At 38.0% G+C, this 21,751-nt stretch carries 18 protein-coding genes; 14 read left to right on the forward strand and 4 right to left on the reverse strand.

Annotated features, from left to right (window positions below):
- Both ACFXN8_RS14235 and ACFXN8_RS14240 read left to right on the forward strand, forming a co-directional pair.
- A partial coding sequence (locus tag ACFXN8_RS14235) for a hypothetical protein (protein WP_386845947.1) occupies positions 1 to 207 on the forward strand: 207 nt, incomplete at its 5' end.
- A 299-nt stretch (positions 208 to 506) separates the two neighbouring features.
- The gene (locus tag ACFXN8_RS14240; protein WP_376072507.1) at positions 507 to 1,373 is read left to right on the forward strand and encodes a MurR/RpiR family transcriptional regulator; all 867 of its coding nucleotides are present in this window, start codon (positions 507 to 509) and stop codon (positions 1,371 to 1,373) included.
- Between the two features lie 64 nt (positions 1,374 to 1,437).
- Here the strand turns inward: ACFXN8_RS14240 and ACFXN8_RS14245 are convergent, their stop codons facing one another.
- Positions 1,438 to 2,238 carry a GNAT family N-acetyltransferase gene (locus ACFXN8_RS14245; protein ID WP_376072510.1) on the reverse strand — a complete coding sequence of 267 codons (801 nt, stop codon included), beginning with the start codon at positions 2,236 to 2,238 and terminating at the stop codon, positions 1,438 to 1,440.
- Between the two features lie 975 nt (positions 2,239 to 3,213).
- Here ACFXN8_RS14245 and ACFXN8_RS14250 point away from each other — a divergent pair.
- On the forward strand, positions 3,214 to 4,140 hold the full coding sequence (locus ACFXN8_RS14250) for a manganese-dependent inorganic pyrophosphatase (RefSeq protein ID WP_386845950.1): 927 nt from the start codon (positions 3,214 to 3,216) through the stop codon (positions 4,138 to 4,140).
- A 218-nt stretch (positions 4,141 to 4,358) separates the two neighbouring features.
- Here the strand turns inward: ACFXN8_RS14250 and ACFXN8_RS14255 are convergent, their stop codons facing one another.
- Positions 4,359 to 5,738, reverse strand: a complete 1,380-nt coding sequence (locus ACFXN8_RS14255; protein ID WP_386845952.1) for an FAD-dependent oxidoreductase — start codon at positions 5,736 to 5,738, stop codon at positions 4,359 to 4,361.
- A gap of 126 nt (positions 5,739 to 5,864) precedes the next feature.
- Between ACFXN8_RS14255 and ACFXN8_RS14260 the strand changes: the two genes are divergently transcribed.
- The 3 genes from ACFXN8_RS14260 (at position 5,865) to ACFXN8_RS14270 (ending at position 10,398) form a co-directional block, all read left to right on the forward strand.
- Positions 5,865 to 6,572: a DsbA family oxidoreductase gene (locus tag ACFXN8_RS14260; protein ID WP_386845954.1), complete on the forward strand. Its 708-nt coding sequence runs from the start codon at positions 5,865 to 5,867 to the stop codon at positions 6,570 to 6,572.
- Positions 6,573 to 7,106: 534 nt separating this feature from the next.
- Positions 7,107 to 7,730: an FMN-dependent NADH-azoreductase gene (locus ACFXN8_RS14265; RefSeq protein WP_386845956.1), complete on the forward strand. Its 624-nt coding sequence runs from the start codon at positions 7,107 to 7,109 to the stop codon at positions 7,728 to 7,730.
- A gap of 307 nt (positions 7,731 to 8,037) precedes the next feature.
- Entirely contained in the window at positions 8,038 to 10,398 is a 2,361-nt protein-coding gene (locus ACFXN8_RS14270) for a bifunctional 2',3'-cyclic-nucleotide 2'-phosphodiesterase/3'-nucleotidase (RefSeq protein WP_386845958.1), read from the forward strand.
- A 30-nt stretch (positions 10,399 to 10,428) separates the two neighbouring features.
- On the opposite strand, the gene ACFXN8_RS14275 is transcribed toward ACFXN8_RS14270, so the two are convergent.
- Positions 10,429 to 10,797, reverse strand: coding sequence for a DUF2500 domain-containing protein (locus tag ACFXN8_RS14275; RefSeq protein ID WP_386845960.1), 369 nt, complete (start codon positions 10,795 to 10,797; stop codon positions 10,429 to 10,431).
- Positions 10,798 to 11,058: 261 nt separating this feature from the next.
- Complete coding sequence (locus tag ACFXN8_RS14280; protein ID WP_386846015.1) at positions 11,059 to 11,334, reverse strand: YceI family protein; 276 nt, start codon at positions 11,332 to 11,334, stop codon at positions 11,059 to 11,061.
- Positions 11,335 to 11,784: 450 nt separating this feature from the next.
- On the opposite strand from ACFXN8_RS14280, the gene ACFXN8_RS14285 reads away from it, so the two are divergent.
- From ACFXN8_RS14285 to mntR, 8 genes are all read left to right on the forward strand, one after another.
- Positions 11,785 to 12,090, forward strand: a complete 306-nt coding sequence (locus tag ACFXN8_RS14285; RefSeq protein ID WP_370043822.1) for a winged helix-turn-helix transcriptional regulator — start codon at positions 11,785 to 11,787, stop codon at positions 12,088 to 12,090.
- 223 nt (positions 12,091 to 12,313) lie between these two features.
- The gene (murB, locus tag ACFXN8_RS14290; RefSeq protein WP_386845963.1) at positions 12,314 to 13,228 is read left to right on the forward strand and encodes a UDP-N-acetylmuramate dehydrogenase; all 915 of its coding nucleotides are present in this window, start codon (positions 12,314 to 12,316) and stop codon (positions 13,226 to 13,228) included.
- A gap of 55 nt (positions 13,229 to 13,283) precedes the next feature.
- On the forward strand, positions 13,284 to 14,039 hold the full coding sequence (locus ACFXN8_RS14295; protein ID WP_386845965.1) for an exodeoxyribonuclease III: 756 nt from the start codon (positions 13,284 to 13,286) through the stop codon (positions 14,037 to 14,039).
- Between the two features lie 695 nt (positions 14,040 to 14,734).
- Entirely contained in the window at positions 14,735 to 17,098 is a 2,364-nt protein-coding gene (locus tag ACFXN8_RS14300) for a penicillin acylase family protein (protein WP_386845967.1), read from the forward strand.
- Positions 17,099 to 17,604: 506 nt separating this feature from the next.
- On the forward strand, positions 17,605 to 17,976 hold the full coding sequence (locus tag ACFXN8_RS14305; protein ID WP_376072560.1) for an ArsR/SmtB family transcription factor: 372 nt from the start codon (positions 17,605 to 17,607) through the stop codon (positions 17,974 to 17,976).
- Positions 17,957 to 20,083 (forward strand): heavy metal translocating P-type ATPase, encoded by a 2,127-nt coding sequence (locus ACFXN8_RS14310; RefSeq protein WP_386845970.1) that lies wholly within the window; start codon positions 17,957 to 17,959, stop codon positions 20,081 to 20,083. Before ACFXN8_RS14305 ends, ACFXN8_RS14310 begins: the two co-directional genes overlap by 20 nt.
- A gap of 168 nt (positions 20,084 to 20,251) precedes the next feature.
- The gene (locus ACFXN8_RS14315; protein WP_376072567.1) at positions 20,252 to 20,551 is read left to right on the forward strand and encodes a late competence development ComFB family protein; all 300 of its coding nucleotides are present in this window, start codon (positions 20,252 to 20,254) and stop codon (positions 20,549 to 20,551) included.
- A 764-nt stretch (positions 20,552 to 21,315) separates the two neighbouring features.
- Positions 21,316 to 21,735 (forward strand): transcriptional regulator MntR, encoded by a 420-nt coding sequence (gene mntR / locus ACFXN8_RS14320; RefSeq protein WP_079562516.1) that lies wholly within the window; start codon positions 21,316 to 21,318, stop codon positions 21,733 to 21,735.
- Positions 21,736 to 21,751 lie beyond the last annotated feature (16 nt).

A 21,751-nucleotide genomic window follows, 5' to 3' on the forward strand; every position in this document is an offset into this window, starting at 1 on the left:
GCGAAAGCGAAGCGACAGCAACACGGTTTTATCTGTGCGAAAGCGAAGCGACAGCAACATGGTTTTAACTGTGCGAAAGCGAAGCGACAGCAACACGGTTTTATCTGTGCGAAAGCGAAGCGACAGCAACATGGTTTTAACTGTGCGAAAGCGAAGCGACAGCAACAACAACAACAACAACAACAACAACAACACACGACTGAGTGACCAACATCACGTTGGTCTAAAGCCTCCGGCGGATGTCACGGAATCGGAAAGGAGTTCACAAAGGATGTTAGCCTAAATTCATCGCATCCATGCGATAACGGCAAACTGGCCTGCATCGGTAAAAACGCCACGTCTTGTGGCATTACCGAAATGACCGACATCGTGTCTACCCTCGTGCAGGCCTAAGCACAAAGCCGACTCCGGACGCAATTATGCCGAGGCATAATTGATCCGAATTTAGAATTAATAGGAAACAATCTCCATTCGTGATAATTTCATTGAAAGAAAGGTTGTTAGAAATGAGCATTAATGAAGAAATAGAAAGTAGATTTGTTAGGCTGTCGAAGGGACAGCGTAAAGTTGCACAATTTGTTATGAATAACCCTACAGTTGTAATTGGTAACGGAGCAGCAGAAGTTGGTAGACAGGCTAATGTTAGTGAATCGACAGTGATTCGTTTTTGTTATGCGATGGATTTATCGGGCTATGTAGAGCTTCAAGACGAAATTAGAAGCTATTTAATGACTCAAAATGGTAATGCGAGTCTTCAACCTACATATTCTTCAAGTAAGATAAATATTTCGAGTTTTGGTAAGGTAATGCAACGTGATATTCAAAATATTCAAGATACGATTCATTTGATTAATGATACTATGCTTCAAAAAAGTTCAAAATGGATGCACGAAGCAGAGAACATTTATATTTTGGGTACTCGTCAAGCTGCGTCCATTGCAAATTGGTTATCGTATACAATGAAAACGTTACGTCCAAATGTGAAGCAGCTTCGCTCAGAATCCGATGATCTTGTACAGCAAATTAACAGTATGAGTGAGCAAACGACGTTAATTGTTTTTTCATGGGACAAGCATTCAAACGACATTCAAACGATTGTAGAAATTGCTAAGAAGAAAAAGGCTAGAATTATTGCCATTACTGGTTCGGCGTTGTCTTCTATTCGGGAATATACAAGTGCGTTATTTATACTTGGTCTGAAAAAGCAATCTTCATTGGATGTTATTCCAGTCCTGTTTTCTTTTTTACATGCGCTAATTGAGGAAATGGTCAGTCAGGACAAGGCACAATATGAGAAATATCAGCAATCCTATGAACAAGTAGAAAATAATTTGTTATTTTTAGATGCAGTAAGAGAAAAGCAAGTCTTCTAATCATTTTACAACGCTACACATAAAAAAGATGTCCAAATAAGTTTTAGACATCCTTGAAAAAAGCTTATAAAATTTTACTTAAACTATACTCGTTAATAAAGGCATCATTTAATTTAATGGCATTTTGTCGGATACCTTCTTGTTGAAAACCTGATTTTTTGAACAAATTTAAAGCACGATCATTATGCTCCATGACAGATACTTCTAAGCGCGAAATATCTCGCTGTATAGACCAACGTTCTACTGCTTCCATCAGCGCTGAGCCGATTCCTTGTCGCTGATGTTCTTGCTTAACAGCTAGGTGAACTGTTGCAACATGTTTAACTTTAGAATGTTTATATCCATGGATAACGGCATAGCCAGCAAAAATGCCATTTACTATACAACATAAAATCGTACGGTTTTTCAATTGTTTCCAATAGCCCAAATCTTTTCGAAGCTGTTGAACTGTGAGGTCTAATTCGTTTTCCATATTATACATGAAGTCAGTTTGTTGGAAAATTTCTTCTTGTAGATGAATAAATGATCTGGCGTCTGATGCTTCAATTGCTCGAATTATGTATGCAGGTGGGTTATCGTCATTTTTAGAGATATTACTCGTAGTCTTCATTTGTGTACGCGAGAAAGTTACACTTGTACCGAGCTTAACATCAATGACATAATAGCCTGCATTTGTCCATGACAAATAGTGAGAGAGAGGGGGTTTTGTTTTTTTCCACCAGCTCCTATTCAAGTAAGCTGCATTTGGCAAGGCTTGTCCCATAATATTTTCGAGTTCGCTAAATGATAAAGTAATTTCTTGTTGTGAAGCTACTTCAAAATAATTTGCTAAAGGAATATACTTTTTTTCCATCTTCTTTGTCATCGTAATCCCCATTTCCTGTATATCCTAAAAAATATAGACTACCTGATGATAGCATAAAATTACGGTTTCTTAAATACAAAAACACAACTATATATCTATTTATAGTAAATATTTTTTATAAACTATGCATTTTTATTATTAAATGTTATAAATAGGATGTTTTTAACAGATAAATATATTAAATTTAATAATAACCTATAAATGTTGAAAATAGGTAATGTTTTAGTTGTTACCATAAAGCAGACTTTATCTCTGTTCTAAAGGTGTGCTTTCCCAGGATGTCATACCTTTAGCCTACGTTCCTCTACTGGCTCACTCCAAGAACTTATCTATGACATTTTGATTTCCAATGAGTCTCCGGGTCTTCATTCCAATCAACTCCTATTTATGGCATACATTTTAACTTCTTTCAGCGGATGTCACGGAATCGGAAAGGAGTTCAAGTTCAATTAACCTAAAATCATCGTATCCATGCGATAACGGCTAACTGACCTGCGTCATGTTGTTGCCGCTGCCGCTTCGCTTTCGCGCAGATAAAACCCTTTTGCTGTCGCTACGCTTTCGCACAAAAAACATCTGTTGCTGTCGCTACGCTTTCGCACAAAAAACATCTGTTGCTGTCGCTACGCTTTCGCACAAAAAACATCTGTTGCTGTCGCTACGCTTTCGCGCAAAAAACATCTGCGGCCTAAGCACAAAGCCGATTCTATACGCAATTATGCTGAGTCATAATTGATCAAATAACCCCCTCGAGTTTCCCATTTTACGATTAACTAAAATAAGCCTAATTTTAGCTTCTTTTATATATAAGAAAAGTAAGTAATACATGAAGATATGGTTATCCTAGAATAGTAGATTTTAGTTGTGAATAGCAATAGATCCTTTATAGATAAACTTTCAATTTATATCATGTTTGCTCATAAGGTATGATAAAATAAAATATAAATGTTATGCCATTTAGGAGGAATAATTTCAATGAGTAAAGTTTTAGTTTTTGGTCATAAAAATCCAGATACAGACACAATTACATCTGCAATTGTATATGCATATTTAAAACAGCAAATTGGTGTTGATGCTGAAGCGGTACGTCTTGGTGAAGTGAATAACGAAACACAATTTGCTTTAGATAAATTTGGCTTTGAGGCACCTCGATTAATTTCATCAGTAGTTGGAGAAGCAGAGAAAGTAATCCTTGTAGACCACAATGAATTCCAGCAATCTGCTGATGGAATTGAAGAAGTACAAATTGCAGAAGTGATTGATCATCACCGTATTGCAAACTTCCAAACGGCTGATCCACTATACTACCGTGCAGAACCTGTAGGCTGTACTGCAACGATTTTAAATAAAATTTTCAAAGAACATGGCGTAGCAGTTCCTGCAAACATTGCAGGTTTAATGCTTTCGGCCATCGTTTCGGATACATTATTATTCAAATCTCCAACTTGCACAGAGCAAGATGTACAAGCTGGTGAGGAGCTAGCGAAAATTGCAGGTGTTGATGCCGCTGAATATGGGTTAGCAATGCTTAAAGCAGGTGCGGATCTTTCAGATAAATCATTAGAAGATCTTTTATCATTAGATGCGAAAGAATTCCAATTCGGTGAATATAAATCTGTAGTAGCCCAAGTAAATGCTGTCGATATTAACGATGTACTTGGCCGCCAAGAGGAATTAGAAAATTTATTAAATAAAAATGTAGCGGAAAATGGTTTAGATTTATTCTTCTTTGTTGTAACGGATATTTTAAACAATGATTCAACAGCTGTTGCAATTGGACAAGTAGCAGAGGCTGCAGCAAAAGGATTTGGCGTAGAGCTTGTAAATAATCGCGTTGTTTTACCGGGTGTTGTATCTCGTAAAAAACAAATCGTTCCAGTTTTAACTGATGCATTGAAATAATGAGAAAGAGGTTGCCCTGAAAAAGGCAACCTCTTTTTTATGTTAAGGAAATTATAGATTTTTATATTGTGGATAACCAAGGGCATAGTTATCGTTTAGGCTAAAGCGCTACATCCTCGAGGTCGCTTCGGTCCCTTGGGCAAAAGTGGTGAAACGCATACTGTTGCCTCGGATTCTCCAGCGCTTGTCGGATGTAAACGGGCGCTTTAGCGCATTTGTTAATCTAGCTTTAAAGGGTGTACGGCAGGACCTTCAAGAACTTCCCCTTTGGCATTAAAGCGAGAGCCGTGACAAGGGCAATCCCAAGTTTCATCGGCTTCATTCCATTTTGTTTTACAGCCTAAATGCGTGCAAGTTGGTGTATTGGCATGTTTCACATAACCTGTGACAAATTCCTTTGCTACAAAGCCTCCTACCTTTAGCATCTGCATAAATTGAGCCCCAAATTTCGTACGTGATGGCGAATAAAGAGGAATTGCGCCATCCTCATTCCCGGCACCTGTTATTAAGGAGGATAGTAGATCTCCTGCTACAAAAGAATTGGAAATTCCCCATTTTCGATAGCCAGTTGCAATGAAAACATTAGGTAAGGACGGTGTAATCCTGCCAACATATGGGACCATATCAGGTGTTTCGATGTCCTGCGCTGACCAGCGATAGATTGAATCCTGATCAAAGTGAGCCTTCATTTCATTTTGAATAGCCTCATAATAGGGCTGGGTATTGGTTGTTTCCCCTGCAATATGATTAGCTCCACCTAATACTAAATAATGCTCACCATTAATGGTAGCTGTTCGAATAGAGCGTGTCGGATTATCTACGCATAAGTATTGACCTTGTAGTGTATCAGTAATTTTACCAGCAACCATATAGGAGCGACTGTTAGAAAGTTTAAAAAGATTTAGTCCTCTAAAGGCTTCGATTGGATAGTGTGAGCATAAAATAAGCTTGTTGTATTGAACCGACATGTCATTTTCGGTATGTAAGCTATTTTGCGGTATGTTCAATTGTTGAACACGGGTATTTGTATAGATTTTTGCGCCCATTGATAATGCTTCTTTTACAAGGAAATTACACACTTCTACAGGGTGTATTTGTGCCTGCTGGGACATGCTAAGTGCTTTTGTAATTGGAAAGGGAAGCTCTGTGTCAGAAGTGATTTTCGCCTTAATATTTAATACTTTATAAGCATTCCATTCTTTTAACAATTGGGCATAGCCTTCTTTTGTTTGGCAATAAAGCAATGAATCTACTTGTTGAATGCTTTCTTTAGGGAGTAGCTGTAATGCTTTTTCTACAGCTATTTGGTTGAGCTGATAATAAAGCCGTGCCTCATCTACAGAAAGTTTTTCAATAAGGTTGGCATAAACTAAGCTATGCTGTGCAGTTAATTTTCCTGTTGAATGACCAGTCGTACCATGACCGATATGGGAATTTGCCTCAAGCAAGACTACATCTACACCTGATTTTGCTAAGACATAGGCTGTATATAGTCCCGTCAACCCTCCACCTATAATACATACATCACAAGTTGTTGAAGCAGGTAGAGATGGTAGGGAGACGGGATCAATTGTTCCGAGCCAAAGAGATTGTGTCATACATAACCCTCACATTGTTTTTACGTTCAGTATGTAGATTGATTTGAGAAATTATGCAATGAAGCATAAAAATTGCCTAGTGATTATTACTATCGCTACAATGTAGCAAAAGGAGCGTGTCTAGCTATGAAAATTGAAATCTGGTCAGATTATGTATGTCCGTTTTGTTATATTGGTAAAAAGCAACTAGAGCAAGCAATTCAGGAAACTGGTTTTGCAGGGCAGGTAGAGCTCGTTTATAAAAGCTATCAACTTGACCCAACAACACCTGTGGATACAAATGTGTCTACGTATGAAGCATTGGCGAAAAAGTATGGGATGTCGCTAGAAAAAGCGAAGGAAATGACGCAAGGTGTTGCTGCTCGCGCAAAAGAAGTTGGTCTAGATTATAACTTTGATCACTTAATGGAGGAAAATACATTAAAAGCACATCGTCTAGTAAAATCGGCAGAACAACAAGGGGATGTTCCAGCGCTTGTTGAAGCACTATTATACAATTATTTTATTGAAGCAAAACGTATTGGTCAGGATAATGTATTAATCGATATTGCTGAGCAAGTAGGTTTGAATCGTGAAGAAGTTGCAAAGGTTCTTTCAAACGATGATTTTAAAACAGAAGTAGAGGCGGATATACAAGAAGGGCTACAACTGGGCGTACGAGGGGTACCGTTCTTTGTGTTAAATCGTAAGTACGGTATTTCTGGGGCACAACCTCAAGAAGTATTTGAAGAAACTTTACGTAAAGTTGCAGAAGAAGAAGGCTTACAACCAAGATTAAAGATGGTAGGCTCTGAAGATGGTGGAGTTTGTACCGATGATAGTTGTAAATTTTAATGCTGTTGGAGAAAGGTAAGAAATAATAGAACCGATCTGACTATTACAACATTCGGGTAAGGACCTCGAAAAGGTTGGGTTCTCTTACAGAATACTCTTGAAACACGAAGAAGCTCTGGTAAGTTCATTTCACACTCCAAGCACCTAACACATATGCTTTAATGGCTCATTACCAAAAGAGGATGGACCTTTGTTAAACGCATATTATGTGGCAAAGTTGATTGGAATGGAGACTGGGCGACTCCTTGGGGATTAGCGGCTCATCGGACGCCCCCAGGAAGCTTTGCTCTGTGCGAAAGCGAAGCGTCAGCAACAAAATGTTTTATCTGTGCGAAAGCGAAGCGTCAGCAACAACAAAGCGCCCAGTCGGAATGGAAATCAACCTTACGTTATGGTGTAAATATTTTGAATAAACCGCATTTCAGTCAAAAGTCTGAGTCTACTAGCGTTGACTTTTTCCGCGAAATTTTTTAATATACTTATATATCTTGAATTCGAGATATTAAACTTTGATTTTAAGGGAGAATTTATATAATGAATGTATTAGTAGTAAAAGCAAACAACCGTCCAGATGGTATTTCAACAAAAATGTACGACACATTTATGGAAAATGTACAAGGTGTAGATGTAACGACTTTTGACGTATTCGCAGAAGATATGCCTTATTTCGGTCAAGATCTTTTCAATGCTTTTGGTAAAGTTCAAAACGGTGAAGCGTTAACTGACATTGAATCACGTCTTTTAGCAGCAAAACAAAAAGCTATGGATGCTTTAACTGCAGCTGATGTTGTTGTATTTGCTTTCCCACTTTGGAACTTAACAATCCCAGCGAAATTACAAACTTTCATCGACTATGTATTCCAAGCTGGTTATACATTTAAATATAATGAAAACGGTCAATTAGAAGGCTTAATGGGTGACAAAAAAGTTGTGATCTTAAATGCTCGTGGTGGTTACTATTCTGCACCTGAAGCACAACCAATGGAAATGTCAGTTAACTATATCAAAAACGTTGTTGGCATGTTCGGTATGGAAATTATCGAAGAAGTTATCATTGAAGGTCATAACGCGTCACAAGATAAAGCGCAAGAAATTATTGCGAATGGCCTAGAAGCGGTTAAAAAAGTAGCTCAATCTTTACAAACTGTAAACGCATAATAAATTATTTTTTAATAAAAGTTCTCTCTAATTTGAGAGAACTTTTTTTTATTTCTTTCATAGAGGTATGGTAATGGTAAGGAGGTTTGAAATATTGGTATTATGCGCTTATTCTTGATTTACATTTAATAACATCACGTTATGTGAAATGAATATGAAATAATATTAATCCATCATTTTCTAGTAAAGTGTTTTGCTATTCGTTTAAAAATACATACAATTAGGACTATTTGTTCAGTTAATAAAGCAATTAGTATAATATAATAGAAATCGTAGGAAAATATTAGATTTATAGGGAGGTTGTTTCATGAATAAGAAATTAATGACTAAATTCTTGGCAATGTTACTTGTTCTATTCACGGTGTTACCATTTGGACTATCCGCGAATGCTGCATCAAACGATGTGACACGCGGGGATTACGTGAAAGAATTAGTAAAAAGCTTAAATGTAGAGCTAGGGGATGGTTCCAAAACTGCCTTCACTGACATCTCTAAGGAGTTAGCTCCGTATGTAGAAAAGGCAGTAGAATTGAATCTTATTAAAGGTAAAACGGCGACATTGTTTGGTCCAAATGATAAATTGACACGACAACAAGCATTTGTTATTTCTGCTCGTGGATTAGCCAAAGACAACGCCCCACTTTCTGTACTAGATAAGTTTAAAGATGCAAATCAAATTGCTACAACACATAAGCAAGATTTAGCAAATGCCGTTGCAGCAAACTTATTACAAGGCTTTGAGGATAACACAATTCGTCCTCGTGCCTATGTAACAACTGAGCAAATGCAAAGTATTATTAAACGCTTTGTAGCCGAATACAAATTATCAACATCTACAACTACAGTAGATCTTCAAATATTAGGAACAACAGATATTCATACAAACCTTGCGAATTACAATTATTTCTTAGATGCTGAATCAGCTGACGTAGGTTTAGCAAACACGGCTACATTAATTGAACAGGCTCGTACTGAGAACCCAAATACATTATTATTTGATAACGGTGATTTAATTCAAGGAACGCCACTAGGCTCTTATAAAGCATTAGAGAATCCTTTGAAGCCAGGTGAGGTTCATCCAGCTATTGCAGCACTAAATGCACTGAAATATGATGGAGGAACTTTAGGAAATCACGAGTTCAACTACGGTTTAAAGTTTTTAGATGAAGTATTAAATGATGCAAAATATCCAGTCGTAAATGCAAACACATACGACGCTAAAACAAAAAAGCGTATGTACACACCTTATGTAATTCTTAATAAAGAGGTTGTAGACAAAGCAGGTAAGAAGCACACGCTTAAAGTTGGTGTTACAGGAATTGTACCTACGAAAATTGTCGAGTGGGATGCTATTCATTTAGCAGGCAAAGTAGAAATGCAAGAACCGGTTGAAGCGGTGAAAGAAGTTGTACCAGAAATGCAAAAAGCAGGTGCAGACGTAATTGTAGTACTTTCACATTCAGGTATTGGTGAGGATACTTATGTAAAAGGTAACGAAAACGTTGGATACCAAATTTCTGAGATTAAAGGTGTCGACGCTTTAATTACAGGCCACTCTCATTTAACATTCCCAGGTGACTATAAAAATCTGAAAAATGTCGATCAAGAAAAAGGGACAATCAACGGTGTACCTACTGTAATGGCAGGAAGCTATGGTAGCTATCTTGGAGTCATTGATTTACAACTAGAACAACAAGGCTCTAAATGGGTTGTAAAGGATGGACAAGGTTCTATCCGTTCTATCAAGCAAGAAGGCCTAAAACCATCTAAAACAGTATTAAATGCAATTAAAGAAGCGCATGAAGGTACATTAAAGTATATTCGTCAGCCTGTTGGTGAGACAACTGCACCAATCCATAGCTACTTCTCAATGGTTCAAGATGATCCTTCTATTCAAATTGTGACACAAGCTCAAAAATGGTTTATTGAAAAAGAATTAAAAGGTACTGCTGATGAAAACACACCACTTCTTTCAGCTGGTGCACCTTTCAAAGCAGGCTCTCGTAATAACCCTGCAGATTACACAAACATTCCTGTAGGACCGCTTGCGATTAAAAATATGGCAGACATTTATTTTTATGATAATACTGTTGCAACGATTAAGGTAACAGGTGCACAAGCTATTGAATGGTTAGAAATGGCTGCTGGTATTTTTACAACAATTGATCCAAATCAAACGAAAGAACAAAATATTATTGACCCAGAGGCACGTTCTTACAATTTTGATGTATTAGATGGCTTAACCTATCAAATCGATGTAACATCACCAGCGAAATATGATAGTCGAGGTATTCTACTAGACGAAAAAGCAAATCGTATTAAAAACGTGGAATACAACGGTAAACCAATCGATCTAAAACAAGAATTTATCATCATTTCGAACAATTACCGCGTGGGTGGTTCTTATGGTGCCACATTTAAAAAGGCAGATGGCTCTAACTTAAGAAACTATGCTTATGAAAATCGCCAAGCTGTAATCGACTACATTATGACAAACAAAACAATTAATCCTGCTGCGGATAACAATTGGTCATTTGTACCGTTCCCAGCAAATACAAAAGTTATTTACAACTCTGCAAAGGATGCACAAAAAGTCATTCCTGCAGGCAGCAATATTGAATATTTAGGCGATACAGAAGGCGGCTTTGGTAAATATTTAATTAAGTAATAATGAAATGTTAAAAAGGAGAGTGCGTTGTTAAACGCTGCTCTCCTTTTTTTGTCGCTCAAATGCATGATAACGTGTTCCTTGAAATGTTAATAAGCCAAAGTCATCATCTGCAAGCTGTCCGTAATCACGACCATTCATTTTTAATTCTAGACGATCGCCACTTTGTACTTCAAACGTGACATAGTACGATGTATGAGCACTGGAGTTACCAGAACCCCCACTAGTATTAGACCGTTTTGTTACGACTTTAGCGGGTACTGTTAATACTGGTTCATTGTTGTTTTTCGACCATTGTAAGACACCTTTAATAATAGTAAATGCTATAAGACCGAACACGATAAAAAACATTATTGAAATAAAAGAATGTGCAAAAGAGAATTCATCAAACCCAACCATAAAAGTCCTCCGATCTACGAAATATTGTGCTTGAAGTTGTTATAAAGGATTTATTTCTAGATCCACCACAACATCAATTACATCACTAATTAAAACACCACCTGTTTTAGGAGAGTGTTATAAACTAAATTCAATCTGTGCCTTAGCATAGAATCCATGTACTTTTTGCGCCCGTGGATTTACACTGTTCCCTGTATATACTGTTGTAAATACGATAGGATTCGTCAAATCTGTATAGCAAACTTCTTACCTTCTAATTTCTTAATATATGTAGACGTAAATAAAATTTTTGGATAAATGTCCGCTATACAAGATGCACATCACGATCAAAGTTTTCCTAGCAACAGCGATTGTGAATGATATTTTTGCATCCTCCATTTGTTCAATATCTGACAAGGCTATTTCTGTAGTGTACGATTCAAATACACCATATATTTTGGATATCATCATATGTCGTACAGAAAAGCCAATAGTTGAATGACTAAAATCAAACGTTACTTTGGAAAAGCACCCTAAAACTGATCTTACACGAATGATAAATTAAACAATTCAGATATTCAATGAGTTTTTGGAAAAATGAGGGAATATTACATTGACGCGAGTTTATTTTGTGAATTTTTCAATGAAAGTCAGGTTAGTCGACATAACGTTATAAACGGTAACTTTTCTTTTACAAAGGGGATGCAACAATAGAAGTAGTCATAATAATAAAATCATGTGCATCCATATAGAAGTAAGTGGCCTATTTTTAAATAGTAAGCTACCATGGCTACTCTCTGATCGGGTGGCCATGGCTAATTTTTTATGTCATCATTTGCCTTTATATGATGTTGTGTCAAAAGGAAATGCCGAAGATGAAAACCAACTATAGTTACATTTAGTAATCAAATAATAAATAGTAAATAAATTACCTGTAGTAAATAAGTTACTTCAAATTTACTTTTTAAAAAATAATCGTTACAATAGAGTACATAAGAGGTGAAAAAAATGAGTGAGTCAAATTTATGTCCTCGTTTAGCTAAAGCAATGGATTTAATCGGAAAACGCTGGACAGGGCTGATTTTATATCAATTACTAGATGGACCACAGCGCTTTAACGAGATTGAAACTGCATTACCTGTAAGTGGCCGTTTATTATCCGAACGTTTAAAAGAGCTAGAAAAAGAAGGGCTTGTTGAAAGAAAAGTATATTCAGAGGTACCAGTGCGTGTTGAGTATTCTTTGACGGATAAAGGTTGGGCACTAGAAGGAGCAATCCGCAATATCGAATCGTGGGCAACGAGTTGGCTGTAAAAGTGTGAAGTCTATCTCGAAATTTCTGATGGATAGATAAACATTGGACATATGTAATACTAATGACCATGAATTTTCTTTATCCTATTCATCTTCTCTGCACGGAGAGTCTCGCTACTTGTTAAGGCGAGATAAAAATTACCCTTCATTTTACTTGTCAAATTAGGGTTCTAAATCCATACTAGTGTAGAGTAAGAAGGACGTTAGAAAGGAATTAGCTCTCATGACAAAAGAACAATGGGTGGCGGATTTAGCACAGAGCGTTAATCCAGCCAATATAAAGTTAGATGAATCATTACAGCAATATACTATGACAAAATTAGGCGGTAAAGCGGATGTTTTCGTTCTCGTTGAAACAGAGGAAGAGGCAGCAACAGTTATTCGCTATGCCCATAAGAATAATATACCTTTATTAATGTTAGGTAATGGATCTAATATGGTCGTTCGTGATGGCGGTCATCGAGGGATCGTTGTTACATTTTCATTTTTAGATGAGATTCGCATTAATGGTGACCTTGTTTATGCGCAAAGCGGTGCACTTATTAAGGATGTATCGAAACTGGCTGCGGCAGCATCTTTAACAGGTTTTGAATTTGCATGTGGTATCCCAGGCTCAGTTGGTGGAGCGATGGCAATGAATGCAGGTGCATATGGCGGTGAAATTAAGGATATTATTATTTCATCGAAAGTGTTAACAAAAGAAGGCGAAATTTTAATACTATCGAAAGAAGATCTTGAACTTGGTTATCGTCAAAGTATCATTGCCAAGAAGGGCTATTATGTATTATCATCCGAATTTCAGTTAGCAAAAGGTGTGCAGGAAGAAATTGATGCAAAAATTGCTGATTTAACACTTCAGCGAGAATCTAAGCAGCCATTAGAATACCCATCTGCAGGGAGCGTTTTTAAACGCCCGCCTGGTCACTTTGCTGGCAAGCTTATTCAAGATAGTGGCTTACAAGGAAAAGGCGTTGGTGATGCAGAGGTATCAACGAAGCATGCAGGCTTTATTGTTAATAAAGGTAATGCAACGGCTACTGAATATATAGCGACAATTCAAATGGTACAACGAGAAGTTAAAGAAAAGTTTGGCATCGATTTAGAAACAGAAGTAAAAATCGTTGGTGACGACTTATAGGATACTACGCCCTTCGCTAATGGTGGAGGGCGTTTTTTGAGGAGTGAAACAGAAAATGAAGTTTATATCATGGAATGTTAATGGAATTCGAGCATGTTTAGGCAAAGGGTTTTTAGATTTCTTCAATCATGTAGATGCAGATTTTTTCTGTATTCAAGAAACAAAGTGTCAGGCTGAACAAGTGGAGATTTCTCTTGAGGGATATGAGCAATATTGGAATTATGCAGAGAAGAAAGGTTATTCAGGTACAGCCATTTTTACAAAACATACCCCGCTTACAGTACGTTATGGCGTTGGTGAGGATGAATCGCAGGAAGAGGGAAGAATTATTACACTAGAGTATGAAGATTTTTACTTAGTGAATGTTTATACCCCAAATTCACAGCGTGATTTAGCGAGATTACCTCTTCGTTTAAAATGGGAGGATCGATTAGCGCTATATTTAAAAGAGCTAGATTCCAAGAAACCTATAGTTTACTGTGGGGATTTAAATGTTGCACATATGGAAATTGATTTAAAAAATGCGAAGTCTAATGTCGGTAATTCAGGTTTTACATATGAAGAACGTGAAAAAATGACGGAGCTATTGGCAAGTGGTTTTGTGGATTCATTCCGCTATATGTATCCAGATACGACAGATCACTATACATGGTGGTCTTATATGAATAAAGTACGCGAGCGCAATATTGGATGGCGTATTGACTACTTTATTGTTTCTGAAAGACTAAAGAACAAAATTAATGTGGCAAGCATTCATTCACAGGTTATGGGCAGTGATCATTGCCCAATCGAATTACAGCTTGGTCAGTAATATCTATGAAAATAAAAAGGTCAATTAAAGTAGGGCTCTTCGGCAGAATAAGTGGTTGATTTCCGTTTCGACTGAGCGCTTTGTTGTTGCTGTCGCTACGCTTTCGCACAGATAAAACAATTGTTGCTGTCGCTACGCTTTCGCACAGAGTAAAGCTTCCTAGGGGCGTCCGATGAGCCGCTTGGGTATAGTTTTTCAACAACATAAAAAATCGTATTTCTAAAAGGAAATACGATTTTTTTTTTACTGCAACGCAATAAATAATCAATTATGCCTCGGCATAATTGTGTCTGGAATCGACTTTGTGCTTAGGCCTGCACGAGGGGCGACACGATGTAGGTCATTTCGGTAATGCCACAGGACGTAGCGTTTTTACCGATGCAGGTCAGTTAGCCGTTATCGCATGGATGCGATGATTTTAGGCTAACATCCTCTGGGAACTCCTTTCCGATTCCATGACATCCGCCGGAGGCTTTGGGCCAACAGATGTTTTTTGTGCGAAAGCGTAGTGCTAACGCAGCGTCAGCAGCACCGATGTTGGTCACTCAGGCGTTTTCACAGGATGTGAAGTTCTTAGCCTGAGTTCCTCTATTCCAGCGGGGGTTTGGACACCCGCTGAAAGAAGTTAAATTTCAAACCTTTTAAAAGGATTTGAAAGCGGGTAAAAGAATATATTGCAAAAAGGGGGTTGAGATGTGAGAAAGTTTACATGGAAAAAGTGGCTACTGGCTATAGCAGGATTTTTAGCTGTAGTAGCTATTGTCGCATTTATCGGATTTACATGGTTTATGAATAAATCAAAACCAGTAATTGATGGAGAGCTTTCGCTGAGCGTGCTAGATGAAGATGTAACCGTCACAAGGGATGACAAGGGGATCCCTCATATTTTTGCAAATACGGATGCAGATTTGTATCGGGTACAAGGCTATGTTCAAGCACAAGATCGACTGTTTCAAATGGATTTGGCACGAAGACAAGCTAGTGGTCGTTTGTCGGAAATAATCGGTGAGGCAACTATTGATACTGACAAACATTTCCGAACGTTTAGCTTGCGTGATGCAGCTGAAAAATCATTATCTACCTATGATGCAGAAAGTAGACAGGTACTTGAGTGGTTTGCAGATGGCGTCAATGCTTTTATTGCACAGGCTAAGAAAAATAATACATTAAGCTATGAATTTGCATTACTAGGCTACGAACCGGAGGAATGGTCCGTTGTAGACTCTCTTACTATTGGTAAATATATGGCCTATGACTTAGGGGGTAATTGGAATACGCTTGCGTTCCGTCATTGGGCTTTACAAAACTTTGGTGAAGAAAAAGCTAAAGAATTATTTATAAAGTATCCTGAAAACGCTTCATCCATTATCAAGGCAAATAAAGAAAATCCGGTAGCCGTGGCAGGGCATTTTAAGACAGAACTGTTGCCAAATGAATTTAATGGCAGTAATAACTGGGTTGTATCGGGGAAGAAAACAAAAAACGGTACGCCAATTTTAGCAGATGATCCACATTTAGGATTGAGTACACCATCTATTTGGTATCAAATGCATCTACAATCTCCCGAGCAAAATGTGAGTGGCGTAATCTTTGCGGGTGTTCCGGGCATTATTTTAGGCCACAACGATAACATTGCATGGGGTGTAACGAATGTTGGACCTGATGTACAGGATCTATATATTGAAATACCAAATCCGAATAATCCAACACAGTTCCGCTATGATGGTAAGTGGGAGCAAGCAGAGGTGCGTAATGAACCGATTAAGGTAAAGGACGGCGAAACAGTAGATTTTGAAGTCGTTGTCACACGTCACGGCCCAATCATGACAGATTTAGCTTTTAAAGATACTGAGCCTACAGCACAATTTTCGATGCAGTGGACGGCACTGCAACCAACGACAGAACTACGTGCAGTGCTAGGTTTTAATAAGTCAAAATCCTGGAGTGAATTTGAAAAAGCATTAGAGGATTTTAAGGCACCAGCTCAAAATTTTGTTTTTGCATCAAAGGATGGCACGATTGCCTATAAAGCGAATGGTCAAATTCCGATTCGAAAACAAGGGGACGGGCAATTGCCGGTACCGGGTGATTCTAGTGACTATGGGTGGGAGAGCTTTATTCCGTGGAATGAACTTCCGACTGTAGTAAACCCAGATGAAGGCTTTATTGCAACAGCGAATAATGAAGTTATTGGGGAAGAATATCCTTATCATATAACAGATTTCTGGGCACAGCCTTATCGTTTTGAACGGATTAAGGAAGTTTTAGCGGCGAATGACTCTTTAACAGTGGAAGACATGATGAATTTACAAATGGATCAGCATAACCTATATGCTCGTGAGTTTTTACCATATTTATTAACATCAATAAAAGCACAAGATCAGGATGGGAAATATAAAGATGTTATTAAATTATTAGAGAATTGGGATATGGTAGATGCAAAGGATTCAGGGGCGCCATTAGTGTTCCATACATTAATGGAAAAGTTACAGGAAGTGTTATTTAAGGATCAGATGCCAGATGATATGTATGAATTAATGTATGGGAAATTTAATATTACAGACCAGCTTTTACGTACAGCTTATGCTGGTAAGAATAGCCTATGGATTGATGAGCAGGGTGGAGTAGATGCAACAGTTTACAAGGCGTTAGAGCTCACTGTCGCACAAATAGAAGATCAATTCGGAAAAAACGTATCGAAATGGAAATGGGGTAACTTCCATCAGCTTACCTTTGACCATACATTAGGTAAAGCTTCGCCAATTCTTGCAGCATATTTTAATGCTAAAAAGGTTCCTATTGGTGGTTCAAAGGTTACTGTTCAGGCTGCTGATAATGACTTAGCTGGAAATGTTAATCATGGAGCATCATGGCGCTTTGTTGTAGATGTTGGTGATTTAAGTTCAGCCTATCATATCGTTGGTCCTGGACAGAGTGGACATGTAAAATCTGCTTGGTATCAAGATCAAGTAATGGATTGGGCTAATGGAGATTATCATCAAACGTTTGTGAGAAAAGAAGATATTAAAGGTAAAACGTTGCGCTTAAAAGCACAATAGGATGAGAGGCTATAAGAATCTATAGGTTTTTATATTAAGACAACATGGTTTCTCAGCAAAACGAGTGGTTGATTTCCGTTTCGACTGAGCGCTTTCCTGGGGGCGTCCGATGAGCCGCTTGGGCCAACATGATGTTGGTCACGAAGGCGTTATCACAGGATGTGATGCTTTTAGCCTTCGTTCCCCTATCTGCTCGCTCCAGGGTCTCATCTGTGACGCTGATCCCCGAGGAGTCGCTAAGTCTCCACTCCAATCAACCTCTTAGCATGGCATATTTATCTCCACTTTGTTTAATATGTCACCATAATTTCATTATCACAACAACATGCAAAGTTATCACATTGAAGTGATAGCTTTTTTGCTTTTATATTTATAAGTTAACAATTTAAATAAAGTATTTTTAAATTTGTGATATAAATCATTTACATTCAAATAATCGTTTGAATATGATGGGATATTATGTTATATTGAAAACAATCAAACAAACATTTGAATGAGGTGAGGAAATGCCAAAAGAAGTATGCGAGATAACACAGGTTCATGAAGAATCGGTCATTAAGGTACAACAGCAAATGCCAGATCTATCGGGAGTAGCTAAATTTTTAAAGGCATTATCTGATGAAACAAGACTTAAAATTACGTATGCCTTAACGGTTGAAGATGAATTATGTGTTTGTGATGTTGCCTCTATAATCGGCTCGTCAGTAGCAACAGCATCGCATCATTTACGTTATTTGAAAGATAATAATTTAGCGAAGTCATATCGTAAAGGAAAGCAAATGTATTACTCTTTAGCTGATGAGCATGTGTATCAAATTGTAACGGTTGCCTACGAACATGTGAAAGAGGGGATTGCAAATGGTAGCGACACCAACTAAACAAGAATATAGGTTGCAAAACTTATCCTGTGCCAGCTGTGCAGCAAAGTTCGAAAAAAACGTGAAGGCTATTCCAGAGGTACAGGATGCACAAGTGAATTTTGGTGCTTCTAAAATAACAGTTATTGGTGATATTGATGTTGATCAACTTGAAGAAGCAGGTGCCTTCGATGGCATAAAAATATCCCAATCAACGGCAAGAACAATTGAAAAATCAACACCTTTTTATCGAAAAACAGAAAATATATTAGCTGGAATCTCTTTGTTATTCGTAGTGCTTGGATATATGTTTGGAACAATGCGTGGTGAAACGGATTCGCTAACTATTGGGATGTTTATTATCGCGATTCTAGTTGGGGGAATTGGGATTTTTAAAACAGGCTTCCTCAATCTAGCACGCTTTGAATTTGATATGAAGACGCTGATGACTATTGCAGTAATAGGTGCAGCCATTATTGGGGAATGGGAAGAAGCGGCCGTTGTTGTCTTTTTATTCGCAGTAAGTGAAGCGCTTGAGGCGTATTCAATGGATAAAGCACGTCAATCGATTCGTCAGCTAATGGATATAGCTCCACCAACAGCGACGATAAAACGTGCACATGGCGAACATTTCCATGAGATGGAGCTGCCTACTGAGGAGATTGAAATTGGTGACATTTTAATCGTTAAACCTGGTCAGAAGATTGCTATGGACGGAATAGTAATTAGTGGATTGTCAGCAGTGAATCAGGCAGCGATTACAGGCGAATCTATTCCGGTCAGTAAAACAGTCGATGACGAAGTATTTGCAGGAACTCTGAATGAAGAAGGGGCCTTAGAGGTTCGTGTGACAAAGCGAGTTGAGGACACAACAATTGCCAAGATCATTCATCTTGTTGAAGAAGCACAGGCAGAAAAAGCACCTTCGCAACAATTCGTTGATCGCTTTGCGAAATACTACACACCTGCAATTATGCTTGTTGCTTTACTTGTAGCGGTTCTACCACCTTTATTTATAGGTGATTGGCAACATTGGATTTACCAAGGATTGGCGGTCCTCGTTGTAGGGTGTCCATGTGCATTAGTCGTGTCTACACCAGTTGCTATTGTTACGGCAATCGGGAACGCTGCTAGACAAGGTGTTCTTATTAAAGGCGGTATTCATTTAGAGCAGCTTGGTCATATTGAAGCAATAGCATTTGATAAAACAGGTACACTTACAAAAGGTCAACCTGCTGTAACGGATATTTTCCCATCGCAGGAGATGTCTGAGGATTATGTTTTACAGCTAGTAGCGGCTGTTGAAAAGCAATCACAGCATCCATTAGCTAAAGCTATTTTGCAGGCATTGCATGAAAAAGATTTGACAGAGTTTATACCAACAGACTTTCAATCCGTAACAGGGAAGGGTGCCTATGCAACGGTCGACGGTCAAACAATCTATGTAGGAAGCTTAAAATGGATAGCTACATTAACGACTGTTGATGAAATGATAAAAGAACAGGTTCATAAACTTCAACAACAGGGTAAAACGGTTGTAGCAGCTGTTAGTAATGATCGGTTTATAGGGATGATTGGTATTGCTGATCAATTACGTCAAGAAAGTAAAGATGTCTTAAATAAATTAAATGGTTTAAAAGTGAAGCATAAAGTTATGCTAACAGGTGATGCAGAACCAACAGCACAGGCAATTGCAACCTCTTTAAATATGACAGATGTGAGAGCAAGTTTATTACCAGCAGAAAAATTAATGGCCATTAAAGATTTACGTGCACAGTTTGGTGCAGTGGCGATGGTAGGAGATGGTGTCAATGATGCACCTGCACTTGCCTCAGCTGATGTTGGTATTGCAATGGGAGGTGCTGGCACGGATGCAGCGCTGGAAACTGCGGATATCGCATTGATGAGCGACGATTTAACGAAACTGCCTTATACAATTGGTTTAAGTAGAAAAACATTACGTATCATTAAAGAGAACATTATATTTGCCCTAGCCCTAAAATTAGTTGCCCTGTTACTTGTTATCCCAGGTTGGCTAACATTATGGATTGCAATCTTTGCAGATATGGGTGCTACACTTCTAGTTGTGTTGAACTCATTACGATTAATCAAATCTAAGAAATGGTAAATAAGATATAATCCAGTGGAAGTGTGTAGAAAAAAAGTCATTCTGAGGAGCTAGTGATATTAATTGATATAGATGTTACTAGCGATTCTTGAAAAAAAACTTTGTTAACGCTATTATGGTTTCAGGAATAATGTAACAATTAAATATAAATGAGGCGAAGGTTTGAATATGTCAGATCCTATTTTAGTAAATGTTACAGAGGAAATTGTACGTGGTTTAGTAAGTTTTCTACTACGAGGACCGGAATATCAAACATTTTGTAAATGTGAAATCTGTGAACTTGACGCAGTGGCACTTACACTGAATGCATTGCCTAGTAAGTATGTTACATCTATGGAATCCCGAGATGAAGCATTTAAAATGATGAATACTCCTGAAAATATCGAACGAATCAATAAAGAGATTATTCATGCATTACATGTGGTAAATAAGTATCCTCGACATAAGGTGGAGCCGACTTCTATATGAAGTTGGCTTTTCACGTTTTTGAAAAACAAAATGGTCAAGGAAATCTTAGTGAATGATGTGATGCATTATATGAGGGTGATTTCCGTTCCAGGCTACTCGCTTTGTCGCTGACGCTTCGCTTTCGCGCAGATAAAACCCTTTTGCTGCCGCTACAATTTCGCACTTTAAACATTTGTTGCTGAAGTTTCGTTTTATCGTTATAAATTAGAATGTCATGCTAGAAGATACATTCTAAGTGAAGTGGTTGATTGTAGTGGAGACTGGGTGACTCCTTGGGGATTAGCGATAGAGGAACGAAGGCTAAGAGCATCACATCCTGTGATAACGCCTTCGTGACCAACATCGGTGCTGCTGACGCTGCGTTAGCACTACGCTTTCGCGCAAAAAACATCTGTTGGCCCGAGACCCTGGAGCGAGCAACGAGAGTGAAGCGGCTCATCGGACGCCCCCAGGAAGCTTTGCTCTGTGCGAAAGCGAAGCGGCAGCAATTGTTTTATCTGTGCGAAAGCGTAGCGACAGCAACAACAAAGCACCCAGTCGGAACGAAAATCACCCCCTTGCTTTGCCGAAAAGCATACTTTATTTAAAATGATACCTTAATTTCATTGACACAAATTTTCCAACTACATGGGGGCCAACGTATGAAGTTGATTCTTTTTATGTTGCACATGTATTGTTTTTCTGGCATATGTATTTTCAGTTAACTTTTAAGGCAAGCTTGTAGTAAACTAGAGAGTAAGAAAAGGAAAGAGAGGGAATAGGATATGCCAACACCTAGTATGGAGGACCATATCGAACAAATATATTTATTAATCACTAATAAAGGGTATGCTCGTGTGTCTGACATTGCTGAAGCATTATCTGTTCTTCCTTCTTCTGTTACAAAAATGGTTCAAAAATTAGATAAAGATGGTTATTTAGTTTATGAAAAATACCGTGGCCTTACATTGACACCTAAAGGAGAAAAGCTAGGGAAACGTCTTGTACAGCGCCATGAGCTTCTAGAGCAATTTTTGCGAATCATTGGTGTAGATGAAGAGCGAATTTACAATGATGTAGAAGGTATTGAACATCATTTAAGTTGGAATTCAATTGATCGAATTGCGGATCTTGTGCAGGTAATGGAAGAAAATCCGGACATCGCGAAAAAACTAGAGGCATCTAAAACACATCATAACTTTTAACTTCTATCAGCGAATG

Source organism: Lysinibacillus sp. NPDC059133, from assembly GCF_042755925.1.
Taxonomy (GTDB): Bacteria; Bacillota; Bacilli; order Bacillales_A; family Planococcaceae; genus Lysinibacillus.